Source organism: Vibrio sp. Y20_XG_PY13 (assembly GCF_024181925.1).
GTDB classification, from domain to species: Bacteria; Pseudomonadota; Gammaproteobacteria; order Enterobacterales; family Vibrionaceae; genus Vibrio; species Vibrio parahaemolyticus.
Window position 1 is genome coordinate 36,284 of sequence record NZ_JAMZAL010000004.1, and the last position, 25,502, is coordinate 61,785.

Annotated in this window: 24 protein-coding genes; 16 read left to right on the forward strand and 8 right to left on the reverse strand. The window is 45.0% G+C overall.

Annotated features, from left to right (window positions below):
• Positions 1–109: 109 nt before the first annotated feature.
• From ccmA to NL646_RS11535, 10 genes are all read left to right on the forward strand, one after another.
• Positions 110–727: a cytochrome c biogenesis heme-transporting ATPase CcmA gene (gene ccmA / locus NL646_RS11490; RefSeq protein ID WP_005457758.1), complete on the forward strand. Its 618-nt coding sequence runs from the start codon at positions 110–112 to the stop codon at positions 725–727.
• A gap of 1 nt (position 728) precedes the next feature.
• A complete protein-coding gene (gene ccmB / locus NL646_RS11495; protein ID WP_005457672.1) occupies positions 729–1,397 on the forward strand; it encodes a heme exporter protein CcmB in 669 nt (222 codons plus the stop codon).
• A 109-nt stretch (positions 1,398–1,506) separates the two neighbouring features.
• Positions 1,507–2,250 (forward strand): heme ABC transporter permease, encoded by a 744-nt coding sequence (locus NL646_RS11500; protein ID WP_253664252.1) that lies wholly within the window; start codon positions 1,507–1,509, stop codon positions 2,248–2,250.
• An 11-nt stretch (positions 2,251–2,261) separates the two neighbouring features.
• Entirely contained in the window at positions 2,262–2,468 is a 207-nt protein-coding gene (gene ccmD / locus NL646_RS11505) for a heme exporter protein CcmD (RefSeq protein WP_005457743.1), read from the forward strand.
• Positions 2,465–2,950, forward strand: a complete 486-nt coding sequence (ccmE, locus tag NL646_RS11510; RefSeq protein WP_005457727.1) for a cytochrome c maturation protein CcmE — start codon at positions 2,465–2,467, stop codon at positions 2,948–2,950. Before ccmD ends, ccmE begins: the two co-directional genes overlap by 4 nt.
• On the forward strand, positions 2,947–4,923 hold the full coding sequence (locus tag NL646_RS11515) for a heme lyase CcmF/NrfE family subunit (RefSeq protein WP_140166475.1): 1,977 nt from the start codon (positions 2,947–2,949) through the stop codon (positions 4,921–4,923). Before ccmE ends, NL646_RS11515 begins: the two co-directional genes overlap by 4 nt.
• A 1-nt stretch (position 4,924) precedes the next feature.
• Positions 4,925–5,479 (forward strand): DsbE family thiol:disulfide interchange protein, encoded by a 555-nt coding sequence (locus NL646_RS11520; RefSeq protein ID WP_005457723.1) that lies wholly within the window; start codon positions 4,925–4,927, stop codon positions 5,477–5,479.
• Entirely contained in the window at positions 5,476–5,961 is a 486-nt protein-coding gene (locus NL646_RS11525) for a cytochrome c-type biogenesis protein (RefSeq protein WP_005457737.1), read from the forward strand. Before NL646_RS11520 ends, NL646_RS11525 begins: the two co-directional genes overlap by 4 nt.
• Entirely contained in the window at positions 5,961–7,178 is a 1,218-nt protein-coding gene (gene ccmI, locus NL646_RS11530; RefSeq protein ID WP_005494385.1) for a c-type cytochrome biogenesis protein CcmI, read from the forward strand. The genes NL646_RS11525 and ccmI overlap by 1 nt, the downstream gene beginning before the upstream one ends.
• Positions 7,179–7,428: 250 nt before the next feature.
• On the forward strand, positions 7,429–8,205 hold the full coding sequence (locus NL646_RS11535) for a VacJ family lipoprotein (RefSeq protein ID WP_011106038.1): 777 nt from the start codon (positions 7,429–7,431) through the stop codon (positions 8,203–8,205).
• An 87-nt stretch (positions 8,206–8,292) separates the two neighbouring features.
• Here the strand turns inward: NL646_RS11535 and NL646_RS11540 are convergent, their stop codons facing one another.
• From NL646_RS11540 to NL646_RS11555, 4 genes are all read right to left on the reverse strand, one after another.
• On the reverse strand, positions 8,293–9,612 hold the full coding sequence (locus NL646_RS11540; RefSeq protein WP_005457681.1) for an outer membrane protein transport protein: 1,320 nt from the start codon (positions 9,610–9,612) through the stop codon (positions 8,293–8,295).
• A gap of 309 nt (positions 9,613–9,921) precedes the next feature.
• Entirely contained in the window at positions 9,922–11,172 is a 1,251-nt protein-coding gene (locus tag NL646_RS11545) for an outer membrane protein transport protein (protein WP_005457664.1), read from the reverse strand.
• Positions 11,173–11,468: 296 nt separating this feature from the next.
• Positions 11,469–12,197, reverse strand: coding sequence for a DUF3379 domain-containing protein (locus NL646_RS11550; protein WP_024700083.1), 729 nt, complete (start codon positions 12,195–12,197; stop codon positions 11,469–11,471).
• On the reverse strand, positions 12,190–12,765 hold the full coding sequence (locus NL646_RS11555) for a sigma-70 family RNA polymerase sigma factor (protein ID WP_005479482.1): 576 nt from the start codon (positions 12,763–12,765) through the stop codon (positions 12,190–12,192). The genes NL646_RS11550 and NL646_RS11555 overlap by 8 nt, the downstream gene beginning before the upstream one ends.
• Positions 12,766–13,481: 716 nt before the next feature.
• Between NL646_RS11555 and fadI the strand changes: the two genes are divergently transcribed.
• Together fadI and fadJ are read left to right on the forward strand one after the other, a co-directional pair.
• The gene (fadI, locus tag NL646_RS11560; protein ID WP_005457699.1) at positions 13,482–14,789 is read left to right on the forward strand and encodes an acetyl-CoA C-acyltransferase FadI; all 1,308 of its coding nucleotides are present in this window, start codon (positions 13,482–13,484) and stop codon (positions 14,787–14,789) included.
• On the forward strand, positions 14,789–16,900 hold the full coding sequence (fadJ, locus tag NL646_RS11565; RefSeq protein ID WP_005457741.1) for a fatty acid oxidation complex subunit alpha FadJ: 2,112 nt from the start codon (positions 14,789–14,791) through the stop codon (positions 16,898–16,900). Before fadI ends, fadJ begins: the two co-directional genes overlap by 1 nt.
• Before the next feature lie 64 nt (positions 16,901–16,964).
• Here fadJ and NL646_RS11570 read toward each other — a convergent pair whose 3' ends face one another.
• Both NL646_RS11570 and NL646_RS11575 read right to left on the reverse strand, forming a co-directional pair.
• Complete coding sequence (locus NL646_RS11570) at positions 16,965–17,219, reverse strand: hypothetical protein (protein ID WP_005457697.1); 255 nt, start codon at positions 17,217–17,219, stop codon at positions 16,965–16,967.
• A gap of 171 nt (positions 17,220–17,390) precedes the next feature.
• Positions 17,391–20,168 (reverse strand): insulinase family protein, encoded by a 2,778-nt coding sequence (locus NL646_RS11575; RefSeq protein WP_029999820.1) that lies wholly within the window; start codon positions 20,166–20,168, stop codon positions 17,391–17,393.
• Between the two features lie 375 nt (positions 20,169–20,543).
• Here NL646_RS11575 and sixA point away from each other — a divergent pair, with 375 nt between their 5' ends.
• Entirely contained in the window at positions 20,544–21,008 is a 465-nt protein-coding gene (sixA, locus tag NL646_RS11580; protein ID WP_005457775.1) for a phosphohistidine phosphatase SixA, read from the forward strand.
• Positions 21,009–21,143: 135 nt separating this feature from the next.
• On the opposite strand, the gene smrB is transcribed toward sixA, so the two are convergent.
• Positions 21,144–21,674, reverse strand: coding sequence for an endonuclease SmrB (gene smrB, locus NL646_RS11585; RefSeq protein WP_021453613.1), 531 nt, complete (start codon positions 21,672–21,674; stop codon positions 21,144–21,146).
• Positions 21,675–21,736: 62 nt separating this feature from the next.
• Here smrB and prmB point away from each other — a divergent pair, with 62 nt between their 5' ends.
• Both prmB and aroC read left to right on the forward strand, forming a co-directional pair.
• Positions 21,737–22,669 (forward strand): 50S ribosomal protein L3 N(5)-glutamine methyltransferase, encoded by a 933-nt coding sequence (gene prmB, locus NL646_RS11590; protein WP_021449890.1) that lies wholly within the window; start codon positions 21,737–21,739, stop codon positions 22,667–22,669.
• Between the two features lie 176 nt (positions 22,670–22,845).
• Positions 22,846–23,931: a chorismate synthase gene (gene aroC, locus NL646_RS11595; RefSeq protein WP_005479467.1), complete on the forward strand. Its 1,086-nt coding sequence runs from the start codon at positions 22,846–22,848 to the stop codon at positions 23,929–23,931.
• 69 nt (positions 23,932–24,000) lie between these two features.
• Here the strand turns inward: aroC and NL646_RS11600 are convergent, their stop codons facing one another.
• Positions 24,001–24,624 carry a trimeric intracellular cation channel family protein gene (locus NL646_RS11600; RefSeq protein WP_005457667.1) on the reverse strand — a complete coding sequence of 208 codons (624 nt, stop codon included), beginning with the start codon at positions 24,622–24,624 and terminating at the stop codon, positions 24,001–24,003.
• 332 nt (positions 24,625–24,956) lie between these two features.
• Here NL646_RS11600 and NL646_RS11605 point away from each other — a divergent pair, with 332 nt between their 5' ends.
• Positions 24,957–25,487: an elongation factor P hydroxylase gene (locus tag NL646_RS11605; RefSeq protein WP_029999821.1), complete on the forward strand. Its 531-nt coding sequence runs from the start codon at positions 24,957–24,959 to the stop codon at positions 25,485–25,487.
• Positions 25,488–25,502: the final 15 nt, after the last annotated feature.

Below are 25,502 nucleotides of genomic sequence, written 5' to 3' on the forward strand. Positions count from 1 at the left end.
AAGTTAACAAAAATACATGAACTTACATACATCCCTGCTTTCTTATCCTGTTTTGTCACAAGTAAGCTGTGTTAATATAGCCCTTCGTTCCTTATGAAGTTGAAGCCCTATGTTAGAAGTGTCTAACCTGACTGCGATCCGTGATGAAAGGGTCCTGTTTGAAAACCTGCAATTTGAAATTAAGCCTGGTGAGTTAGTCCAGATCGAAGGGCGTAATGGCACAGGTAAAACGACGCTGCTGCGCATTATTACAGGGTTAGGCGATAGAGAAGAAGGAATGATCAAGTGGAAAGGTGAAGAGGTTGAAAAATCTCGTGATGTCTTCCACCAAGACTTGCTATTTCTCGGCCATCAAACTGGCGTAAAGCGCGAACTCACCGCATTTGAAAACTTACGTTTTTACCAATCTATTCAAAATAACAGCACTTCCGATGAAGAAATCTTTACTGCTTTAACCCAAGTGGGGCTTGCGGGGCGAGAAGATGTACCTGTAGCACAACTTTCTGCGGGTCAGCAGCGTCGCGTTGCTTTGGCTAGACTTTGGCTAAGTAAGCAGATTTTGTGGATTTTGGATGAACCACTAACAGCAATCGACAAACAAGGTGTCAAAGTGCTTGAAGCTCTGTTTGCTCAGCATGCCGATAACGGTGGCATTGTGATGTTAACGACGCACCAAGATATGTTTGCTGACAGCCCTAAACTTAGAAAAATAAAATTGGGTGATTGATATGATTTCGGCCATGACAACTATTATTCGCCGCGAACTCTTGATTGCATTTCGTCGCCAAGCCGACATTTTGAACCCGCTTTGGTTCTTTATTATTGTTATTACTTTGTTTCCATTGAGTATTGGGCCTGAACCTAATTTGTTAGCACGTATTGCAGCGGGCATTGTTTGGGTTGCCGCATTGCTATCGGCATTATTATCATTAGAACGTCTATTTCGTGATGATTTTCAAGATGGTGCGTTAGAGCAAATGATGCTCATGCCAATTCCCTTGCAACTTGTGGTGATATCTAAGGTCATAGCTCATTGGGTGCTAACGGGATTACCGCTGATTTTGATCAGCCCGCTATTGGCAGTATTACTTTCTCTGGATTTCAACACTTGGTTGTCTGTGGTGCTCACGTTAATGATTGGCACCCCGACACTGAGTTTTATCGGTGCTATTGGTGTGGCGCTGACAGTTGGGTTACAAAAGGGCGGCGTTCTTTTGAGTTTGCTTATTCTTCCGCTCTATATCCCAATTCTGATTTTCGCAACATCGGCGATTGATGCTGCTGCGTTAGGTATGGCGTATAACGGTCAATTGGCGATTTTAGGTGCAATGCTAATGGGCGCGATAACTCTCACGCCATTTGCAATCAGCGCCGCGTTGCGAGTTAGTGTTAACTAACTCAATAAAGTGTCATTAACACGACGCTTGATCAAAGAATTATTATTAAAGCACTGCTACGGTCTCGACCCCTTAGACAGTGTCCCTGAAGTAAGAGTGAGAACTAAACATGTGGAAATGGCTACATCCTTATGCCAAGCCAGAAGCAGCTTACCGTTTGAGTGGTAAGTTCTTACCTTGGTTTTCTGTATTGGCCCTCGTATGCCTAGCGGTAGGTACCGTTTGGGGACTGGCGTTTGCGCCTTCTGATTACCAACAAGGTGACAGTTTCCGAATTATTTATATTCATGTTCCATCTGCTATTTGGTCTATGGGCGTGTACATGTCGATGGCGATTGCTGCCTTTATCGGTTTGGTTTGGCAAGTTCGCTTATCAGATATGGCCGCTCTTGCGATGGCACCGATCGGCGCAGTATTCACCTTTATTGCTCTTCTGACCGGTGCCGTTTGGGGCAAACCGATGTGGGGCACTTGGTGGGTATGGGATGCTCGTCTTACTTCTGAACTTATTCTTCTATTCCTTTACCTTGGTGTGATAGCACTTTACCACGCGTTTGATGACCAAAAAACGGCAGCAAAAGCAGCGGGTATTTTGGCGATTGTTGGCGTAGTGAACCTGCCAATCATCCACTTCTCTGTTGAGTGGTGGAACACGCTTCACCAAGGCGCAACAATTACGAAATTCGAACAACCTTCAATTTCATCCGACATGCTTTGGCCACTGTTGCTGAACATCTTTGGTTTTGCGTTCTTCTTTGGTGCTGTGACTATGGTGCGTTTCCGTAACGAAATCATCAGTAAAGAAAGTCATCGCCCTTGGGTTCGCGAGCTCGCAATAGACAAAACTCAGTGAGGTAATTAACGATGCACTTTGAATCTCTGAGCGACTTTTTTGCCATGGGTGGCTATGCGTCATACGTATGGAGCGCGTTCGGCATTACTTTTTTATCAATGCTTATCCTTCTAATCACCAGCCTACGTCGCGGTGATGCATTAATGAAAGAAGTGAAAGCGAAAATTGACCGTCAAGCGCGTATTGACGCAGCGAAGAATATGGAGAACACCTTATGAACCCGAGACGTAAAAAGAGGCTAGGTATTGTTCTGGCGATCTTTATCGGTATCAGTGCCACCATCGGTTTGATGCTATATGCGCTTAACCAAAATATGGACCTTTTCTACACGCCGACTGAACTGGTCAACGGTAAGCCAGATGGTACTAAACCTGAGGTTGGTCAGCGTCTTCGTATTGGTGGTATGGTGGTTGTAGGCTCGGTTCGTCGTGATCCTAACTCTCTTAAAGTGAGCTTTGATCTGCATGATGTGGGTCCAAAAGTAACGATCACTTATGAAGGTATTCTTCCTGATTTGTTCCGTGAAGGGCAGGGCATCGTTGCGCAAGGTGTTCTAAAAGACGCAACGACAGTTGAAGCGTTTGAAGTTCTCGCTAAACACGACGAAGAATACATGCCACCTGAAATTGCAGAAGCCATGAAGAAAACGCATGAACCATTGCAATACAGCAGTGAACAAAAACAAGGAAGCGGCGAATGATTGCTGAAATCGGCCATTTTGCCCTCATTTTATCTTTAGCGATGGCGGTACTGCTTTCTGTACTGCCGCTATGGGGCGCATCAAACAATAATACGATGCTGATGAATACCGCTCGACCGCTGTCTTGGTCGATGTTCATCATGCTGTTTTTCTCGTTCGTGATTTTGTGTTGGGGTTTTTATACTAACGATTTCACTCTGCAATACGTAGCAAGTAACTCAAACAGCCAACTGCCTTGGTACTACCGTTTGACAGCGGTATGGGGTGCACACGAAGGTTCCCTATTGCTTTGGGTGCTTATCCAAGCAGGTTGGACCGTCGCGGTTGCTACATTCAGCCGCGGTATGCCACAAGAGTCGGTTGCACGTGTACTTGCCGTAATGGGTATGATCTCAGTAGGTTTCCTACTGTTTATCATCTTAACGTCAAACCCATTCCTACGTACGTTACCGTTCTTCCCTGTTGATGGTCGAGATTTGAACCCGCTTCTGCAAGACCCTGGGCTGATTGTGCATCCACCAATGCTGTACATGGGTTACGTCGGTTTCTCTGTTGCGTTTTCGTTCGCGATTGCCTCTCTAATGACCGGTCGTCTTGATACAGCATGGGCGCGCTGGTCTCGTCCTTGGACAACGGCGGCTTGGGTATTCCTAACTTTGGGTATCGCACTAGGTTCTTGGTGGGCTTATTACGAACTTGGTTGGGGCGGCTGGTGGTTCTGGGATCCAGTAGAAAACGCATCCTTTATGCCTTGGCTAGCAGGTACTGCACTTATGCACTCGCTAGCAGTAACGGAAAAACGCGGTACATTTAAAGCTTGGACAGTATTGCTAGCGATCTCTGCATTCTCGTTGAGTTTGTTAGGTACTTTCTTAGTTCGTTCGGGCATTTTGGTGTCGGTACACGCGTTCGCGTCCGATCCTTCTCGCGGTATGTTTATCCTTGGTTTCCTTGTCTTCGTTATCGGTGGTTCTTTACTGCTATTCGCGGTGAAAGGTGCGGCGGTACGTGTTCGTGGTAACTTTGATTTAGTGTCGCGCGAAAATGCACTTCTTGCCAATAACGTCTTGCTAATTGCAGCTCTTGTGGTTGTTTTAGTTGGTACGCTGTTGCCATTAGTTCACAAGCAGCTCGGTTTGGGCTCGGTTTCTATCGGTGCCCCATTCTTCGATATGCTATTCGCATGGCTGATGATGCCGTTTGCCTTCTTGCTAGGTATCGGTCCTCTTATCCGTTGGAAGCGTGACCAGTTGTCTTCGATTGTGAAGCCTATGCTTGTGTCGGGCACTGTGTCTCTGGCGTTGGCGGCGGTTTGTGTATTCCTATTTGCTGATTTCTTCTCAGTGATGGCGTACATCGGCTGGGTTATGTCGATTTGGATCGTGGCAATGCATGCGTTCGAATTGCATGAGCGTGCGACGCACCGTCACAGTTTTGCTGAAGGTGTTCGTAAGCTTCAACGTAGCCACTGGGCGATGATGTTTGGTCATATCGGTCTTGCTGTGACGATCATTGGTATCGCTATGGTACAAAACTACAGCATTGAGCGTGATGTGCGTTTAGCGCCAGGTGAACACTTCCAAATCGAAGGTTATGATTTCTACTTCTCGGGTCTTCGCGATAAAGACGGTCCGAACTATGATGGTTACATCGCTGATTTCGAAATCACACACGATGGTAAGCACATCAATACACTTCATGCCGAGAAGCGTTTCTACCGCACCGCGAAGTCGATGATGACAGAAGCGGCCATTGATCGTGGCATCACTCGCGACCTTTACATCGCGATGGGGGAGCGTTTGGAAGATAACCGTTCTTGGGCGGTGCGCATTTACTACAAGCCGTTCGTACGTTGGATCTGGGCTGGCTCTTTGATCATGGCATTAGGCGGCGCACTAGCGATTTCTGATAAGCGTTACCGCTTCCGTAAGTCATCGAAAAAGAACGCAAAGTCAAACGAGCAGGTAGCATAAAATGAATAAGAAAATCTTGTTTATCCCGTTGGTTGCTTTCTTAGTTCTGGCGGGGATCTTCGCAACACAGTTGGTTCGTAACCAAGATGGTGACGACCCAACAAAGCTGGAATCTGTTTTAGTTGGCAAACCTGTTCCTAAGTTTCACTTAGAAGACTTGGCCGAACCGGGTAAACAGTACGATCAGTCGATTTTTAAAGGTGAGCCTCTGCTGTTAAATGTGTGGGCTACATGGTGTCCTACCTGTTACGCAGAGCATAAATATCTCAACGAACTTGCTGGTAAAGGCGTGAAGATCATCGGTATGAACTACAAAGATGATCGAAACAAAGCGATCGGTTGGTTGAACGATTTAGGTAACCCATACCTAATTAGTCTGTTCGATGGCAGCGGTATGTTGGGTCTGGATCTTGGTGTGTACGGCGCACCGGAAACCTTCATTATCGATGCGAATGGTGTCATTCGTTACCGTCATGTAGGTGATGTTAACCCTCGAAATTGGGCTGACACGTTAGCACCGATGTACAACCAGCTGGTTGAGGAGGCGAAGCAATGAGAAAAGTGATTTTAGCAGTGTTTGCAGCCCTAACATTCTCGTTGGCGGCACATGCTGCAATTGAAGTGTATGAGTTTGACAACTTAGAGCAGGAGCAACAGTTCAAAGAGCTAGGACACACATTGCGCTGCCCTAAATGTCAGAACAACACCATCTCTGATTCGAATGCCGAACTTGCTCAAGACTTGCGCCACAAGGTCTACGAAATGACGAAAGAGGGCAAGTCAAAAGAAGAGATCGTCGATTACATGATCGCGCGCTACGGCAACTTCGTGACTTACAATCCGCCATTCACTATGTCGACAGCGATTTTATGGCTTGGTCCACTGGCTGTGGTTTTGGGCGGTTTTGGTTTGATCGTGCTTCGTAGCCGAAAGTCAAAAGCAAAAGTCACGGCAAACAACGACGAGAAATGGGACGAGCAAAAAGAAGCGCGTTTAAAAGCACTGCTTGAAGAAGAGAATAACGGAGATAATAAGTAATGACTCTATTTTGGATTTCCACCGTTATTCTTACGTTGATTGCTTGTGCGTTAGTTGCGCTGCCTCTTCTGAAGCAGAAAGCAAACAACGACGACATCTTACGTGATGAGTTGAACAAAGCTTTTTATAAAGATCGTCTTTCTGAGCTTCAAGAAGAAACAGAAGAAGGTCTTGTCGAGAGTCAAGAAGATCTGATTTCTGATCTTAAGCAGTCACTTTTGGATGATATTCCTGCACAGAAAATGAGTCAGGAAACCAAAGTCTCGCCGATGGCTGTGCTTATTCCTTCTGTGATTCTTACGGTTGCGTTAAGTTACGGGCTTTATTACAAGTTTGGCGCATCTCAAGATGTTGTGAAATGGCAAGAGGTTACGTCTAACTTGCCAGAGCTTTCTAAGAAGCTGATGTCGTCGTCTTCTGAACCTCTGAGCGATGATGAAATGGCTGATTTAACGTTGGCACTGCGCACGCGCCTGCATTATCAACCAGAAGATTCAACCGGTTGGTTGCTACTCGGTCGTATTGCATTAGCGAACCGCGATGTGACGACAGCCATCGATTCTATGAAAAAGTCGTATGCTCTTGAGCCAAAAGATCCTGACGTTATGTTAGGTTACGCTCAGGCGTTAATGCTTTCTCAAGACGAGATGGACCAAGCAACGGCTCGTTCTTTACTTGGTAAGCTCATGCAACAAGATTACGTGGATTTACGCGTGTTCTCATTGCTCGCATTTGATGCATTTGAACGTAAAGATTACCCCGCAGCAATTAAATACTGGGGCATTATGCAGCAGATGATCGGTCCTGACGATAGCCGATACGAAAGCCTTTCACGCAGTATCGACCATGCACGCAAACAAATGGGTGAAGTGGTTTCTCCGGATAAAAGTGTGGCAGTAACGATTAATGTCGCACCTGAAGCGCAGCTTGATCCTAACGCGGTATTAATTGTCTCAATTCATCGTGCTGATGGTTCACCAATGCCGGTCGCAGCCGCTCGCTATCCACTTGGTTCGTTCCCACGAACAGTGGTGCTAGATGACGGTAATGCGATGATGCAAGGGCAAAAACTATCATCGTTAGAAAAACTTATCGTGCGTGTACGTGTTGATTCTGATGGCAATGTTGCAACGCGCGACCAAGATTGGCATGGCGAAAGCGATGTGGTTGAATTCGGTCAACCGGTTGCAGTGACCATCGATAAACAGTATCAATAGTTAGTTGTTGTCTCTGATATATGACACTTAGTCAATGTCGGGCCCATTTAGTGGTATGACTCTAAACTATCAAGTAAAATGACCAAGGCCAGCATTTGCTGGCCTTTGTTTATATACTCAAGTGACTTTTAAAATGTATTTATCGCTAACATTGAGCTTGTTGGTTGTTCCTGCATTTGCTTTTTGGCGTTGGTCATACATTTTTAAATGAGGTTGCTTAAGTATATTAATAGTCGTTATGGAATATAGAATGTATAACAAGGGTAAATCCTACCTAATGTTACTGTTAGCACTTGGTCTTGTTGGCTGTTCGAGTGCGCCTGAGGAGGCAGTAACAAGTGAAGGAGAGACAAATCAAACGACTTCTGATGTGTATGATCCGTTAGAAGGCTTTAACCGCACGATGTGGGAAATCAACTACGAGTACTTAGATCCGTATTTGGTTCGTCCTGTGTCGATCGCGTACGTTGAATACACACCTGTGCCTATTCGTTCCGGTATCGCCAACTTCTTGTCAAACCTTGATGAACCATCAAGCATGGTGAACAACCTTTTGATGGGTAACGGTAGCAAAGCGGTGGATCACTTTAACCGTTTTTGGATTAACTCTACGTTCGGTATTCTCGGTGTATTTGACATCGCAACTGCGGCGGGTATCACCAAGTACGACAATAAAGAGTTCAGCAGTGCTGTTGGTCATTATGGCGTAGGGAATGGCCCATACTTTATGATACCTGGTTATGGTCCTTATACTTTGCGAGAAGTGACAGATACCGTCGATGGTATGTATCTCCCATTATCTTACTTGAATATTTGGGCTGGTTTAGGGAAGTGGGCATTAGAAGGTTTGGAAAAACGAGCGTTGCTTGTACCGCAAGAAGCACAGCTTGATAGTTCTCCAGATCCTTATGTACTGACTCGAGATGTCTACATTCAGCGTCAAAACTTTAAAGCAGAAATCGACACGGTAGAAGAAGTGAATCCGGAAGAAGAAGCGTTGTTAGACGAATATCTAGATGAATTCTAATCGTTGATGTTTCAAATAAAATGAACGCAATAAAAAAGGCTTAGCAAGTGCTAAGCCTTTTTTGTCTCTCGATTTTTTAACGAGTAATTAGAAACGGTAGTTCGCTTGAACACCGATTAGCCAAACGTTACCCGTTGTTTCACCAACGAATTGACCGCCAACTACTTCAGCTGAATCGTCTGACTTGTAGCCACGAGACTCAACGATTGGTGCGTCTTTTGCGATAATGTAAGTGAAGCCAGCGTCTAGGCTGAAGTCTTTCGTCCAGTCATAAGTTGCACCGATGCTTAACCAAGTACGGTCTGTTTCTGGAATAGTGATCGTGCGGTTCTTATCACTTACAGCAGACGTATCGTATGCAATACCAGTACGTAGGGCTACCTTAGGTTGAAGTTGGTAAGTCGCACCAACTGCAAAGCGGTAGTTATCTTCCCAGTTTTCCACTTTCACCATGTGTGTACCAGCGGTTTCTAGGTGAGCTTCTAGCTTCTCGAAAGAACTCCAGTCAGTCCAGTTGAAACTTGCGTGTAGCGCAAGTTGGTCTGTTACTTGGTGGAAGCTCGCTAGTTCAGCCGTTGCTGGTAGGTTTAGGTACATGTAGCCATTGTCACGCAGCTGTGGAAGCTTAGGAGTACCGAAGCCAAAACCAAGGCCCTCAGCATGACCTTCAAGCTTTAGCTCAACCTCAGATTTGTACGTGAAACCGATGCGGTTGTTTTCATTGATCTGCCACGCTGTACCCAATTGCCAACCCCAAGCCGTATCGTCACCTTCCATGTACTTAAGAGTCGTACCTTGAGGTTTTTGTAATACGTTTACTTTAGGAGTCGTAGCGCCAAAACTTCCTTCACCGATGATGTAACGAATACCACCACCAATACTTACCGCATTATTAATTTTGTATGCTGCGTTTAGGTTTGCTTCCATTGTGGTTACGCTTGCTTCGTTACCAAAATGAGAGGCGGCAAAGCCTTTGCCTAGATCCGTTTCCATACCGTAGTTCGTACCGAACGCTAGGCCGATTGCGAATTGTTCGTTGTATTGGTGTGATAGGTAGAAGTTTGGAATGATCGCATCATGTGCGAAGTCATCTGAAGAGGTTGAAGAGGAGTTAATTACACTCTGATTTACTGGATGCTTAAGTGTGGTTTGACCATTGATATCAATGTTTGGATTTACATAGATGGCACCAACAGACACTTGAGTGCCCTCTAGGTAAGTAAGCATTGCTGGGTTACGCCATTGAGAACTTGCGTTGTCAGCCATTGCTGCTTCACCAGCGTAAGCACGACCTAGACCTGTTGCAGAATATTCAGCTAATTGGAAGCCTGCTGCATTTGCCATGCCTGAAGTGCCAAGTAGGCTAAGTGCTACTGCTGTTGATAGGAAAGTCTTGTTGGTTTTCATTCTAATGTTCGCTGAATTAATTATAACGTGGGGCAAAAGTCTAAAGGTAGAGTTATTACTTTAGAAATGAAAATCCGGAACATGAATGTATTTGGTGTTTTGTTCTAATTTGTTGTTTGTTTATGGTTTTATAATCTAACCATGATAGTAGAATGAAAAAAACTCAGCGAACACCTGTGAGGTCTAATTGTGATTTTTAGATACACGTGTTCACTCAAATTGAGCGGACGATAAGTGTTAGATAAGAAAAAAGGCTGGAAATCCAGCCTTTTATATAGAGTTTACTTACATTAAATATAAGGAATTTTCTTAGAAGCTACGGCTGTATTGTAAGCCAAACAGGATAGCGTCTGCGTGCGTTGTAGCTGTTACACCTGTAGAAAGACCAGGGGCCAATTGAGTATTCTCATTGACTTTTACATCGTCACCTAGCAAGTATGTGAAGCCAAAATCAATGTTTGAGCTGTTGTCGATATGGTAAGAGAAACCTGTTGAGAACCACTGACGATCTGAATCTGGTACCGAGATAGATGTTACCTTATCTTGAGCGCTGGTGTCGTACATGTAACCAGCACGAAGTGTCCAGTTATTGTTTAGGTAGTAAGTACCACCAATTGCGTAGTGCCAGCCATCTTGCCATTGATAGTCTTTCGAGTAACCACCTTTAAGCAAACCTTGATTTAGGTTTTCAAAATCAATTTGGTCGAAATCTTTCCAACCAATGTATTGGATGCTGTAATGTACGGCAAACTTGGTATCTTGGATTTTGTGGAAGCCAGAAAACTCAGCCATATCTGGTAGAGGTAGAGTGATTTCCTGACCTTTATCGTCTTTTGCCGTAAATTCTGGGCTATAACGATACGCTAGACCAAAACGGTTGTTTTCATCCAGTTCGTACACGGTACCAACGTTGAAACCAACAGCCCAACCATCAGCTTTATCTACATCTAGTATTTTTTTGCCGCCAACAAGTGGAATAGAAGAGCTTGTTGTACGTTTCATCGTGCCTTGACCGTAGATTAAATCAACGCCTGCACCAAAGCTCCATTGTTCATTTAAGCGGTAAGAGCCAGCAAGACCAAAGTTTGCGCTCTTAACGTCAGTTAAGCCGCCGTATTCAGTTGCTGTGTAGTTATCTGAAAACTCAGTTTTAGTACCGAAGTTTGAGTAAGCATTTACGCCCCAAGCAAACTTGTCATTTACTGGAACGATTAGGTGAATGTTTGGCGCGATTGACGTGTCGCCCACATCATCTGTGTCAGCAACATCAACGCTCTGACCCATGAAATTTCTGTATTTCGCATCTTTCACTTCAATCATTGAAGTAATGCTTTCAAAACCAAGTGACAGCTCCATTTTATCAAAAAGAGCCATTGCCGCTGGGTTACGAGCCATTACTGACGCGTTATCGGCGATTACTGCATCACCAGCAAATGCACGGCCGATGCCAGTTGCTGATTGAGCGTTAATTTGGAAACCTGCTGCCATCGATTGACCTGAGGCAAAAGCTACCGTTACTGCTAGGAGAGTCTTTTTAAACAGACGCGTATTCTGAGTCATTTGTTTTTCCTTATTAGATTCGTCTCTCTGGACGATAAATTGAGCTTTTGCTCAGTGGCGCAGATAGTAGTATCAAGAGTGGGCTAGACAAATCCGACCATTAGATAAAATTGAATAAAAATTGCGGAAATGATGTCTAAAAGACGGGAAATTGCACTTAAAGTGCATAATTTAGAGTTTAAACTCTAAATGCAATCGATGTGGTGAATGTTTTGTGAGCGATTAATACAAAAATGCCGCCAAATGAGAGCGTTTGACGGCATTTCAATGTTTCTAAGCTAAAGTTGGTGAAGTTGTTACATTGGTTTTAGCATAGGCGCCAGTTTAGTGGCGATAGCGTCAATGTCTTCACCTTGTTCGCCGACTAAAATCATGCTGGTTGAACCAACGGGTTGGACGATACCTGTCATACCTTCTTTTTCAAAATCTGCCGTTTGTTGGCTAGAAATTCCCGTAATAAAGAGCGTTACTTTGCCCTTTACACCCTGAAAAACCATGTGCAGAGCATTAGCTTCACCAAATCCACAGTGGTTTAGGTAGTAAACGTGGTACGGGAAGTTGTCACTAAACTGATAATGAAATGGCGACATCTTCGCGTTGATCTGGGAACTCGGCACGTTTTCATCTAAATGGCGTACAAACGACTCTTCATGAATGACATGTTTAATAGCCGTATCTGCGAGACTGGCTTGCGCAGGAGGCACCAGAATGTTACCCCAGTTGATTTGCCCCACCAGTAAACCCGCAGTAAAGGCAACAGAAGCTGCAAGCGCCATGGCTTTGCGGACAAAGTTGGGTTTGACGACTTTTTCGTCAAGCGCGCTAGAGGTTTGGCTAAACAATATTTTATCCGCAAGATCCTCTGGCACATCCACATTCATGGCCTGCTTAATTTTCGCGTCGAGATCCAAAACGTCATCAACAAACTTACTGTTGGCATCGCTAGCGGCCAACGCTTGCAGAATCTCTTCATCCTTCTGTTTTGGATCCGACAAAATACGACGACGAAATTCTAAATCATCCATTTTTTTGTCCTCTCTTAGTATCTTGAGAATCCAACATCTCTTTAAGTTGATTTCGAGCTCGGAAAAGTCGAGTCATTACAGTGTTCTTATTTAAATCAAGAATGTCGCCGATTTCTTCTCCACTGAAACCGCCAATAACCTGAAGAAACAGAGGTTCACGATATTCCACATCCAACCTCATGATCTGTGCTTGAAGCCATTCTTGTTGATGATGAGGATCGTCGCTGACCTTAGCATCGTTGCCGTAGTCATCGATATCAACTAAATCAAATTGTTTGCGTTCGAAGCGACGCGCGTTTTCTCGCCTTAATATAGTAATAAGCCAAGATTTCGCAGCTTTTTCATCTTGAAGGCTATCGAGAGACTTCCATGCACGTAAGCAGGTCTCTTGCACTAAATCTTCCGCAATTGCTTTGTCCTTACACAACCAGTATGCATAGCGGTACAAATCGCGGTGATAGCCCCGGACGAGCGCTTCATATTTTCTTTGTTTGTCCATATCAGAGTTGACCGGACTGTTGGAATTTTTCTTTCCAAACATTTTTAATATGGCCACAGGAGCCTCCATCCTCGCTCTGTGTATTTATTATACGTTTTGAGCATGACTTTACTTCTAATCCATCACTTATTGCTAAGCCAATCTAAGCCAGTATCGAGTGATAAATCCATTCGTTACAAGCTAAGTCGGTATATAAAAGTGTATACACAAATAACCGATATTATCTTTAGTGATGCAGTTTTGCTTGTTAACAATATCATCATTTAGTTATCAATGACTTGGTTAAATGCATTGGATTTATATATCTGATGCGTATTTTGAGTAGCAAGCTTGTGAATGGACTTGAATAGAGGCGGCATTTAGATGCGTTCAAAGATCGTAAAATCACCATAAAATTGATCTATTTCAAAATCTCAAGCAGTGAAGGGGTTATAGTACATCTTGTCATCTCGTTAGTCCTTGTGACTAACATGTTGAGCAAGATGACACTTCCTTTTGAAGGCTGACTTTACTTTCTCCTAATCAGGAAACTGATTAATTTTCAATTGGCGTAAGTTAATTGTTTTATAGATATTCCGACCACACAGTTATGTGTGGTTTTTTTTTGCTTCAATTTTACCTGCCACACACTTTCTGCCGTTTTTAGCTTCTATAGTTATTCAATATAATCAATGAACTAGAGCAATTGATCTACTTGCTTCACGTTTATTTAAACGCACGTTTGATAAATTTAACAAATTGATTACAATGCATCAGGTCAGACCTCTTGTATTTAAGGAGAAACAATGGGCAAGCAGGAAGTAAAAACACGCAATGGTGAGCGTGTTGCTATTGTAGCGGGGCTTCGAACTCCCTTTGCTCGTCAAAGCACGGAATTTAGCCAAGTGCCAGCGGTCGATTTAGGGAAAATGGTAGTAAGCGAAATGCTTGCTCGAACAGATATTGATCCGAAATTAATTGAACAAGTGGTGTTTGGACAAGTGGTTCAAATGCCTGAAGCACCAAACATAGCACGAGAAATCGTATTGGGCACGGGGATGAACATCCATACCGACGCTTACAGCGTGACGCGTGCGTGTGCGACGAGCTTCCAAGCGGCGGTAAACGTAGCAGAGAGCATCATGGCTGGCACCATTGAAATTGGTATCGCTGGTGGTGCGGATTCATCTTCTGTACTTCCTATCGGTGTGTCCAAAAAACTTGCTGCTAACCTGTTGGCTCTAAGCAAAACCAAAACATTGGGTCAGAAGCTCAATATTCTCAAGAGTCTGAGTTTTAAAGATCTCATGCCTGTTCCGCCAGCCGTCGCGGAATACTCGACGGGTTTGTCGATGGGACAAACGGCAGAGCAAATGGCGAAGACGCACGGTATCTCACGCGCAGAACAAGATGCGCTAGCTCATCGCTCTCATACATTGGCATCCCAAGCTTGGAAAGAAGGCAAAATCCAAGGTGAGGTGATGACCGCTTTCCCTGAACCTTACAAAAAGTGGATTTCTGAAGACAACAACGTTCGTCACGACTCGACGTTAGAGGGCTATGCAAAGTTACGTCCTGCATTTGACCGCCAGTACGGCAGTGTTACCGCAGCAAACAGTACGCCGCTGACTGATGGCGGCGCGGCAGTGATGCTGATGCGCGAAGGTAAAGCGAAAGAGTTGGGCATGGAAATTCTTGGCTACATCCGTGGCTACGCATTCTCAGCGATTGGTGTGGAAAAAGACATGCTGATGGGACCGACTTACGCCACTGCGAAAGTGCTCGAAAATACGGGCTTGGAACTGTCGGATCTGACTCTGATCGATATGCATGAAGCGTTTGCTGCTCAAGCATTGGCAAACGTGAAAATGTTTGCCTCAGATAAGTTTGCTCAAGAAAACCTAGGTCGTTCGAAAGCGATCGGTGAAATCGACATGGATAAATTCAACGTGCTCGGTGGCTCAATCGCTTACGGTCACCCATTCGCGGCGACGGGTGCGCGTATGATGACGCAAACTCTACGTGAACTGAAACGTCGTGGTGGTGGTATTGCATTGAATACCGCTTGTGCTGCGGGTGGTCTTGGCGCAGCAATGATTCTGGAGGTTGAGTAATGAGCGAGCAAAAAGCATTTAGTCTTAACGTTGATGAGCAGAACATTGCATGGTTAGCGATCGACGTACCGAATGAAAAGATGAACACGCTACAGGCAGCTTTTGCTGATGAAATGAAAGAAATTTTTGCTCAGCTAAAAGACTCTAGTGGCATCAAAGGGATGATCATTCACTCCTTAAAACCGGATAATTTTGTGGCAGGTGCCGATGTTCGTATGTTGGAGGCATGTACCACAGCGAATGAAGCACAAGCATTGGCAAAACAAGGTCAAGAGTTGTTCCAACAACTGTCTGACTTACCTTACCCTGTAGTTGCGGCTATTCATGGCCCATGTTTGGGCGGCGGTTTAGAGCTTGCGCTTGCATGTGATTACCGTGTTTGTACGGATTCCGATAAGACACGCTTAGGCTTACCAGAAGTTCAACTCGGTCTATTACCGGGCTCTGGCGGTACTCAGCGTTTGCCACGTTTGATTGGTCTGTTACCGTCATTGGACTTGATCCTGACGGGTAAACAGCTTCGCGCGAAGAAAGCCAAAAAACTGGGCGTTGTGGACGCGTGTGTCCCTGACACCATTTTGCTCGACGTAGCAAAACAGTTTATCGACAAAGGCAAGAACAAGGGCAAGAAAAAGCAATCGACGAAAGAGAAGTTGATGTCGGGCAGTGGGTTAGGTCGTAAGCTTGTTTTCGAACAAGCTGCGAAGAAAACCAACCAGAAGACCCGTGGCAACTATCCAGCAACGGTCGCGATTCTTGAAGTGATTCAACACGGTCTGGAAAAAGGCTTTGCACAAGGGCAAGAGCTTGAAGCGAAACGATTTGGTGAGCTTGTGATGAGCTCCGAATCGAAGGCATTGCGCTCTATCTTCTTCGCGACAACTGAAATGAAGAAGGAACACGGCACGGATGCACAGCCAGCAGCGGTGAAAAAAGTGGGTGTTCTTGGTGGCGGCTTAATGGGCGCTGGGATCAGCCATGTAACGGTTGCAAAAGCAAAAGTGCCTGTTCGAATCAAAGATGTGAGCAATGACGGTGTGTTGAATGCGCTTAACTACAACTACAAGTTGTTTGAGAAGCAGCGCAAACGTCGCATCCTGTCGAAAGCCGATTTACAGGCGAAGATGTTGCAACTGTCAGGTGGCGTAGACTTTACAAGTTACAACCACATTGATGTTGTGATCGAAGCGGTTTTCGAAGACTTGGATCTAAAGCAACAGATGGTTGCGGACATTGAAGCAAACGCAAAATCTGAAACTATTTTTGCTACGAACACGTCTTCGTTACCAATCCACAAGATTGCAGAAAAGGCAGAGCGACCAGAAAACATCGTCGGTTTACATTACTTTAGCCCAGTAGAAAAAATGCCGCTGGTGGAAGTGATTCCGCATGAAACAACGTCTGATGAAACCATTTCGACAGTTGTCGCATTGGCTAAGAAACAGGGTAAAACCCCAATCGTTGTGAAGGACAAAGCTGGCTTTTACGTAAACCGCATTCTTGCGCCTTACATGAATGAAGCTGCGCATATCTTGCTGGCAAATGAGCCGATTGAGAAGTTAGATGGTGCGTTGTTGGATTTCGGCTTCCCTGTTGGGCCAATCACGTTACTTGATGAAGTTGGTGTTGATATTGGAGCGAAGATCATGCCGATTCTAGTCAATGAGTTGGGCGAGCGATTCAAAGGTCCTGATGTATTCGATATCTTATTGAATGACGGTCGCAAAGGACGCAAGAGCGGGAAAGGTTTCTACACTTACAAAGGTAAGAAGAAAGAAGTCGATAAATCCATCTACAAGCTACTCAAACTGACGCCAGAATCGAAGCTCAGCGATAACGATATTGCGTTGCGCTGTGTACTGCCAATGCTTAATGAAGCAGTACGATGCTTGGACGACGGTATTATTCGCTCTCCGCGCGATGGCGATATTGGTGCGATTTTTGGTATTGGCTTCCCTCCGTTCCTTGGCGGGCCATTCCGTTATATGGATCAATTCGGTTTGAAAGAACTGGTTGAGAAAATGAACGAATTTGCATCGAAATATGGCGATCGTTATGCGCCATGCGACGGACTGCTGACTAGAGCGGGTGAAGGTCGTACCTTCTACTAAGTGCTTGAAACGCTGAACATTAAAAAGGCTTGCATCGCGCAAGCCTTTTTTCGAACAGAAGCGTTTATTTCTTCTTGTCTTTTTTATCTTTGTTATGTCCTTTACCTGGGTTGTCATCGCCATGCACGCTAGCGTTTCCTTTTTTGTCTTTATCATCCCAGTTTTTAGAAGAGCAATCGTCGGATTTGACGGAAATATTGTCACCGCTTAGGCGAACACAATCTTTGCTCAACTCAAAATCGTCACCTTTTACTGTGATTTCTGCATGAGCGGATGCGAATGGTAATAATACTGCAGCAAGTAGTAATAGTTTCTTCATGAGTGCCTCATCTACATGCACATGTTTTTTGTGCGGTAATTAGAGCATAAGCGGCAATCGCGTAATTTCAATTTTCTGTTAAGACTATCCAAGTCGTATTAGTAAATTGATGGGTTTCTCACATATTTTACAGCTCGACTTCCGCCCAATTTATCCATTACGGAGGTGGTCTTAGCCCAGACCACAATCTTTTGGTCGTAACTGAAATTCTTCGATAGAGCCAATTTCTTGCCCTAAGTGAATTCGAGGAGCATCGGCATGTGCTTGACCTTGCGAGTGCATGACCAACCGGTTTGCTGTTCTCGGTTTCAGTTCGTTAACGACAAAGCGAATCATGTCTGCTCTTGTTAGCTTTTTGAGCTCGGCTAGTACTTTTTCGCGTTGATTAAACTCGGTATCTTTGTTGCCTATTGCTACCCATAAGCGTTGCGCTCGTCCACGTAAAGTCGTGTCTGGGGTTGCGATTTGGTTCCAAAGACCACGTTTACTGCTGTGCCATTGGTAGTCGTTGAGCTCCAAAAGCACCATGTAAAATGCATTTAAAAATTCATCGATAGAGGTGACCAATTCCGCAGGGGCTGCGTTTGGCGATTGCACATAAAGCACAATCCCCGGATGACGGTTCAGTGGCATGTTACCAGTGCCGACCATGTAGCCGAGTTGCTGCTTGGTGCGAATCTCATGAAAGAAGGTTGCCGACATGAGGTGATTGGCCAAAGAATAAAGAGCGATGCTGCGCGGTTCGATGTCTTCACACTGGTGGTAAATTACCACAGCAGAATCTTGTTGATTACAATGCACTTCGCGCTGAAAACTGCCATTTTGACCGAGCATAATTAACGGACGCAGTGCTTCTTCGTAGCGCTGTTCTTTTACGCGCAAGGCATCTTTCAAGGTTGTTGCCATATCATGCGCTTGTTGACGTTGCCAGTCGCCATAAACGAACATTTCTACGTGGAGTTCCGCCAAAATCGACTCGACGAATGTCGACAGTTCATCGACTTCAATCTCTTCCAGCGCTTCTGCAAGCGTCGCGAAAGGAGGATTGTTGGGCTGCAACAAACCTGTTAATGCGTTGAACAGTTGAGAAATTGGGCGATCTTGAGATGAATTTCGCCAATTACGTAATAATTGTTGTTTGATGGTTTCAAACCGAGTCGGGTTGAACTCTCTAGCGGCGAAACGGCGTAAAATCATCTCAAGCAGTTGTGGCAGTTTTTGGCTGAAGCCCGACAACGTCAAAGTTACCCCTCCTTGGTGTGCATACATGTTGTAGCCCATGCCCGCGATTTCAGCTTGGTAGGTTTCTTTGGCTAGTGAGTCCAAAAACATTTCGACACAAAGACGTGTTTTCACAATATTTTTAGGCGATGCGACCGCGTGAGAACTGTCGATCGCAACGTACACTACGCCTTTCGGCACTCGGAACTCATCATCTTGCAAATGCCACAGGCGAAAACCTTCGAGATCTTCAATCAACTCCGGCAGTGATCCCCCGTTTGCAAAGGGCATTGGGTCGAGGTCGTAACAAATGTACGGGTTCTTCTCTGGCAGAACAAACTGCCAACGCGGATCAATTTGTTGGAAGAAGCGTTTTTGCTCGCTACTGAATGGAGTGACGGAGTAGGGGGTGAAATACCACTCCGCAGTGCGATTGTACTCAAGTCCTTTGGCGATCAGCGTAACGCGGACATTGTCGACAGATAAATATTGCAGCAGAGAACGTTGCAGATCTTCATCATAGCCCGACATTTTGTAGTCGCCATAGATAATATCGTGTGGCTGATAATGCTGCATATTGATGACTAAATGGCTAACTAAATCGAGAGGGCGTGAAGGTTCTTGAAAGCGGAATGCAGACTCCAATACTGCTTGCTTCTCTAGGTAGCGCCACTCATTCATTCCGTCTTGTTTGATCATGGTTAGATATTGGAAGACAGCTTGAATGATGTCATCAACGTGGTCTAACCCTTCTGGTGTGAGTGTACAACTGACCGTAAAATCACGATAGTTGCTGCCACTTGCCCCGCCGCCGGCTGATAGGGAAGTGATCCAGCCTTTGCTTTTCAGTTGAAGCATCAAGCTCCCTTCGCCTTCGTAACCTAACAAATGAGCGAAATAAGAGAGAGGCTTCACGCCGTAGTGTTTATCCATTCCCGGCATAGGGAAGGTGAGAATGAGTTTGCGAAACTCTTTGATGGGCTCAATTTGAACCAAAATTCCGGTGCTGTCTTCAGTGCCAATCGGTACATCAATCGATTTGCCACTTAATTGATGATTAGGGATGTCAGCGAACATGGCTTCTACCCAAGCTTGCTGCTCATCAAGAGATTGAGGCCCAAACAACGTCAGCGTCATAAGATCGGCTGAATATTGAGAATGATGAAACTCGACAATTTCATCACGAATAGACTGACCATCTCGGTCGCCAAGCGTATCTAAATTGCCGACAGAGAATTTTGAAAATGGATGTTCTGGATTGATGACTTCTTTGTTGACTTGATACAAGCGACGCGAGTCGTCATTCAATTTCAGCTTGTACTCAGAGTCGACCGCTTGGCGCTCTTTATCTAATGCTTCTTCATTAAACAGTGGCGCGGTAAAGAATTGGCTAAAGCGATCCAGTGCGTTTTCAAATGCACTTGGAGTGACATCAAAAAAGAAGCAGGTGTGCTCCGTTCCTGTCCACGCGTTATTCGTTCCACCATGTTGGCTAATATAACTTTGAAACTCGCCCACTTTAGGGTATTTTTCCGTACCCAAAAAAAGCATGTGTTCTAGATAGTGAGCCAGACCTTGACGATCAACTGGGTCGTCGAAGTGTCCAACGTTCACAGCTAGGGCGGCTGCCGACTGTTGAGCTGTATCAGAATGAATCAGCAATACGCGCAAGCCATTACTCAAAGTAAGGTAGCGGTATTGGTTTGAATCGTTTGGACTTAGGTGCACGATGCGTCTCCAGATTTCGCATTACATTAATTATGAACCCCAAAGGGGGTAGCGCAAATGTTGCGTCCGACAAATACTGCTTGCCGCATTTTTGTTATTCGTAAGAGTACTGCATTGGGCCCATCGCTTTTGCGTATGGGGTAGAGCTGTTTGAAGGAATGCACTGAGTTCATGACTTCATCGTAGAATGTGATGAACTGAGTATATTCTTTTTAATAGATTGTTAAGAAAGTCGCTATCTTTAGCAAGCGAATTGGTATAATGAACAGATAATTATATCAGTATTTTTGTTTCGTCATTATTAAAATTAGCCACGGTTATCTATAAAGATAGCAGTCAACCTTTTGGTAGCGTTAGCTATCCCTAGGAAATAACATGAAAATATTCATCATGCGTCATGGCGAAGCTGAGCATTTCGCAGATTCAGACGCAGCAAGAGAACTGACCCAAAGAGGCAGAACCGAGTCAGAGGCTGTTGCACGAGCTTGTGCTGAGCAAGGTTTTGCTCAATTTGACAAAGTGTTGGTGAGCCCCTACATCCGTGCTCAGCAAACCTGGCAAGAAATCAGTACGTTTTTCTCGACAAAAAGCATCGAGACCAGTGACGACATCACACCATACGGTCAATCGGATTGCGTGTTTGATTTTGCGAACGCGCTCATTGAAGTCGAGAAACTAGAGTCTCTATTGTTTGTTTCTCATTTACCGTTAGTTGGTTATTTGACGTCTGAGTTTGTGAAAGAGATGACGCCTCCAATGTTCCCAACCTCTGGTTTAGTGTGCATCGAATACGAACCACAAACACAGCGTGGTGAGGTGCTTTGGCATATTACGCCTTAAGCGTCTAAGTCATCGTTATCTAAAGATAAATCGATCTCTTAAATAGAAAGACATCTAAAATAAGCATTTAAAAATTAGATATAGATAAACAAAAGGCAGGAATATCCTGCCTTTCTTATTCTTAGAGTGTATGTGTTACTTCTCTGGAATAGAGAGTAAAACCAGCAGCGCGCCGTCACCGCCAAATTCTAACGGTGCTTGGTGGAAGGCCATCACATCAGGGTGCTGAGCCAGCCAAAGTGGGGCTTTTTGCTTCAGAATGTGTTTACCAATACCGTGTTGAACACACGCACAGTGAATTTCGTTTTTTACGCAATAGGCGATCATGGCACCAAGTTCGCGTTTAGCTTCTTGTTGTGTCATGCCGTGCATATCGAGGAAAACGTCAGGCACGTAGACACCGCGACGCAGACGTTTTACTTCATAAGTAGAAACATCATCACGAGCATAGCGAGTTGGGCCTTCTTCGTTTAATAGAGGCACAAACTCATCGGAAAAGTAAAACTCAGAATCACTCGCTTCTCGGTTTGAGCGTTTGATTTCTTTTTGCTTAGTATTTTTTTTTGGTTGCTGGATTATGGTATCCTGTCGCAACTTTTTTACGCCCTGTACTGCTTCCTTAAACAAGGCGAAATCGTCATCATGTTCGGTGTCTTTTTTGCTCATTAGGTAAACAATTTCATTAATAAACTTTATTGGCAGTATTGTAGCGCTTTTCGGAGGCAATTTTGGATAAGATTTTTGTAGAAGAGGCGGTATCGGAACTGCATACCCTTCAAGATATGATTCGTTGGACGGTTAGCCGCTTTAATGCAGCGAACCTGTTTTACGGTCATGGTACTGATAACGCGTGGGATGAAGCCGTTCAGCTTATCCTGCCAACCTTATACTTGCCGATCGATGTGCCTCCGCATGTATTGAACTCTCGCCTAACTACAAGTGAGCGTCTACGCATTGTTGAGCGAGTAGTAAAACGCATTAACGAGCGTACGCCAACGGCTTACTTAACAAACAAAGCGTGGTTCTGTGGTCTTGAGTTCTTCGTTGACGAGCGTGTTCTTGTACCACGCTCTCCAATTGGTGAATTGATTCAAGCGGAATTCCAACCTTGGTTGGTAGAAGAGCCAACTCGAATCATGGATCTATGTACGGGCAGTGGCTGTATTGCGATTGCATGTGCGCACGCGTTCCCTGAAGCAGAAGTTGACGCGATTGATATCTCAGCGGACGCGCTTCAAGTTGCAGAACAAAACATTCAAGATCACGGCATGGAACAACAAGTGTTCCCAATCCGTTCGGATCTGTTCCGCGATCTGCCAAAAGAAAAATACAACCTCATCGTGTCTAACCCACCTTATGTGGATGAAGAAGACATGAACAGCCTGCCACAAGAGTTCACGCATGAACCTGAGCTAGGTTTGGCTGCGGGTACCGATGGCCTGAAATTGGTTCGCCGTATTCTTGCGAACGCGCCAGACTACCTAACTGATGACGGTATCTTGATCTGTGAAGTGGGCAATTCAATGATCCATATGATGGAGCAGTACCCACAAATTCCATTCACTTGGATTGAATTTGAAAACGGTGGCCACGGCGTATTTATGCTGACTCGTGCGCAACTGGTTGATTGTGCAGAAGAGTTCAAACTGTACAAAGACTAATCCGTATTTCCAAAAAACCTCAAAACACCGAGCCTGATGCTCGGTGTTTTTTTATGCATAACTCATCGATATTAACTCTTTACATCAAAACGTAATAAAGCCACTATGAATCCACGAAGAATTGGAAAGCAGTTGCGCTCAATCAAAGAGCGTGGCGACAATAACTTGAGGAAGTAATGGCAGGAAACAGTATCGGACAACATTTTCGAGTGACAACATTCGGAGAAAGTCACGGTATCGCACTGGGATGTATCGTAGACGGATGTCCTCCGGGATTAGAAATTACAGAAGCAGATCTGCAAACGGATCTCGACCGTCGTCGTCCTGGCACATCACGTTACACCACACAGCGTCGTGAACCGGACGAAGTTAAAATTCTTTCTGGCGTGTTTGAAGGCAAAACCACAGGCACTTCAATCGGCCTGTTGATCGAAAATACCGATCAACGTTCAAAAGATTATTCAGACATCAAAGATAAGTTCCGCCCGGGACATGCTGATTACACTTACCACCAAAAATATGGCATTCGTGACTATCGTGGCGGCGGCCGTTCGTCAGCCCGTGAAACTGCGATGCGTGTGGCTGCAGGTGCAATCGCGAAGAAATATCTGAAAGATGAATTTGGCGTAGAAATCCGCGCTTACTTGTCACAAATGGGCGATGTTTCTATTGATAAAGTCGACTGGGACGAAATTGAAAACAACGCATTCTTCTGCCCTGATGCAGACAAAGTGGAAGCGTTTGATCAACTGATCCGCGACCTAAAAAAAGAAGGCGATTCAATTGGTGCGAAAATTCAGGTTGTTGCAACCAACGTACCTGTTGGCCTTGGTGAACCAGTGTTTGACCGCTTGGATGCAGACATTGCGCACGCGCTAATGAGCATCAACGCGGTGAAGGGTGTCGAAATTGGTGATGGTTTCGATGTAGTAAACCAAAAAGGCAGTCAGCACCGTGACCCACTTTCTCCGCAAGGTTTTGGTAGCAACCATGCTGGTGGCATCCTTGGTGGTATCTCAACAGGTCAAGACATCGTTGCGAATATTGCACTTAAGCCAACATCAAGCATCACGGTTCCGGGTGACACGATCACTAAAGAAGGTGAACCTACTCAGCTCATTACGAAAGGTCGTCACGACCCATGTGTCGGCATTCGTGCTGTACCTATTGCTGAAGCCATGCTGGCGATTGTTGTGATGGATCACTTACTGCGTCATCGTGGGCAAAACCACGGCGTAACGACAGAAACACCAAAGATTTAAGTTTGGTGCTCCAAATCCAAAAAAGGTTGCTCATGGAGCAACCTTTTCTTTTTTGTTCTTTTTTCTTACTTAGTGGAGCGAGCTTTCGGTTTCCAACTGGAAAGAAGGCAAACGCCACTTAAATCGAACCGCTGCCATACGAAGTACGTAACCCACAACAAGGGTAACAATGGTTGCTGTTACGTCTGGCACGCTGAATTCCAGTAACGCAAGGTAAAGGCCGGATGCAATCAACGCGATAGAAGCGTATAGCTCCTCATGCAGTACCAACGGAGTTTGGCGACAGATCAAATCGCGAAGTAAGCCACCAAATACGCCAGTCACCAATGCAGACACCATACAGATGCCTGGGTGCAAGCCCATGCCCATCGCAATCTTGGTACCGATGATGCTAAATACAATCAAACCCAGTGCATCAAGACGAATGAACAAGCCTTTTAGTTTGATCACCCATTTCGCGAGGCCGGTCGTTAGTACGCCAGCAACACAGGTGATAGCCAGAAATTCAGGATTCTTGACCCAACCAAGAGGGTAGTGGCCCAATAAAATGTCACGCACTGTGCCGCCGCCAATGGCTGTCGCACTCGCTACCAACATAACGCCAAACCAGTCCATTTTTCTTCTACCAGCGCTTAACGCACCTGTCATGGCTTCAGCCGTGATACCAATGATATACAACACACTTAGCAACATAGGGGAACACTCAAAGTAAAAAGTTACCGTTTATCCATTACAAAATGGTTAGGGCAGTAACAACACTTACAAACGGCTTAATCAGTCTTAAAAAGTGATTAAAACCAGCAACATGCTCATAATCAAACTGCTTGAAAAACAGCAATTTGAGTGGCACCAAAATAAGGCGAGAGTGTATTAGTAAATGAGTACGCTGACGAATGAGAAATTGTATTGAGAAAGGTCGGTTCAGATAAATTCAACTAATAACCAAAACTGTGGGATGCCTTTACCTTATTTGCAAAAACAGCGACAATGCGCAGCGCATGTCAATTTGAAGTACAGACTCGACGATGACCCACGAATACCAAGATCTAATCACCATTTTCAATGACACTTTTCTTGAGCAATTCAACACCACGCTAGAGCTTGGTGGTGATGAGCCTATTTATCTGCCAGCTGATGATGAGCATCCTCACCATCGTATTATTTTTGCTCGAGGTTTTTACGCTTCTGCTCTACACGAAATCGCGCACTGGTGTGTCGCTGGTCCTGAACGTCGTTTAATGGAAGATTTTGGCTACTGGTATGAGCCGGATGGACGCACCGAAGCCGTACAAGCTGAGTTCGAAAAAGTAGAAATTCGCCCTCAAGCTTACGAATGGATTCTTGCCGCGAGTGCTGGCTTCCCTTTTACGGTCAGTTGTGACAATCTACACGGCGATTTTGAACCAGATAGGCTTGGTTTTATGCAAAAAGTGCATAAAGAAGTATTAGGTATTTTGGAAGCAGGTTTGCCACCGCGAGTGAAAATGCTTTCGGACGCCTTACGTGCGTTTTACCAAACTAAGCCGCTGGAAGCGTCTGATTTTAGCGTTAAGTAACCCAAATAACCTCAG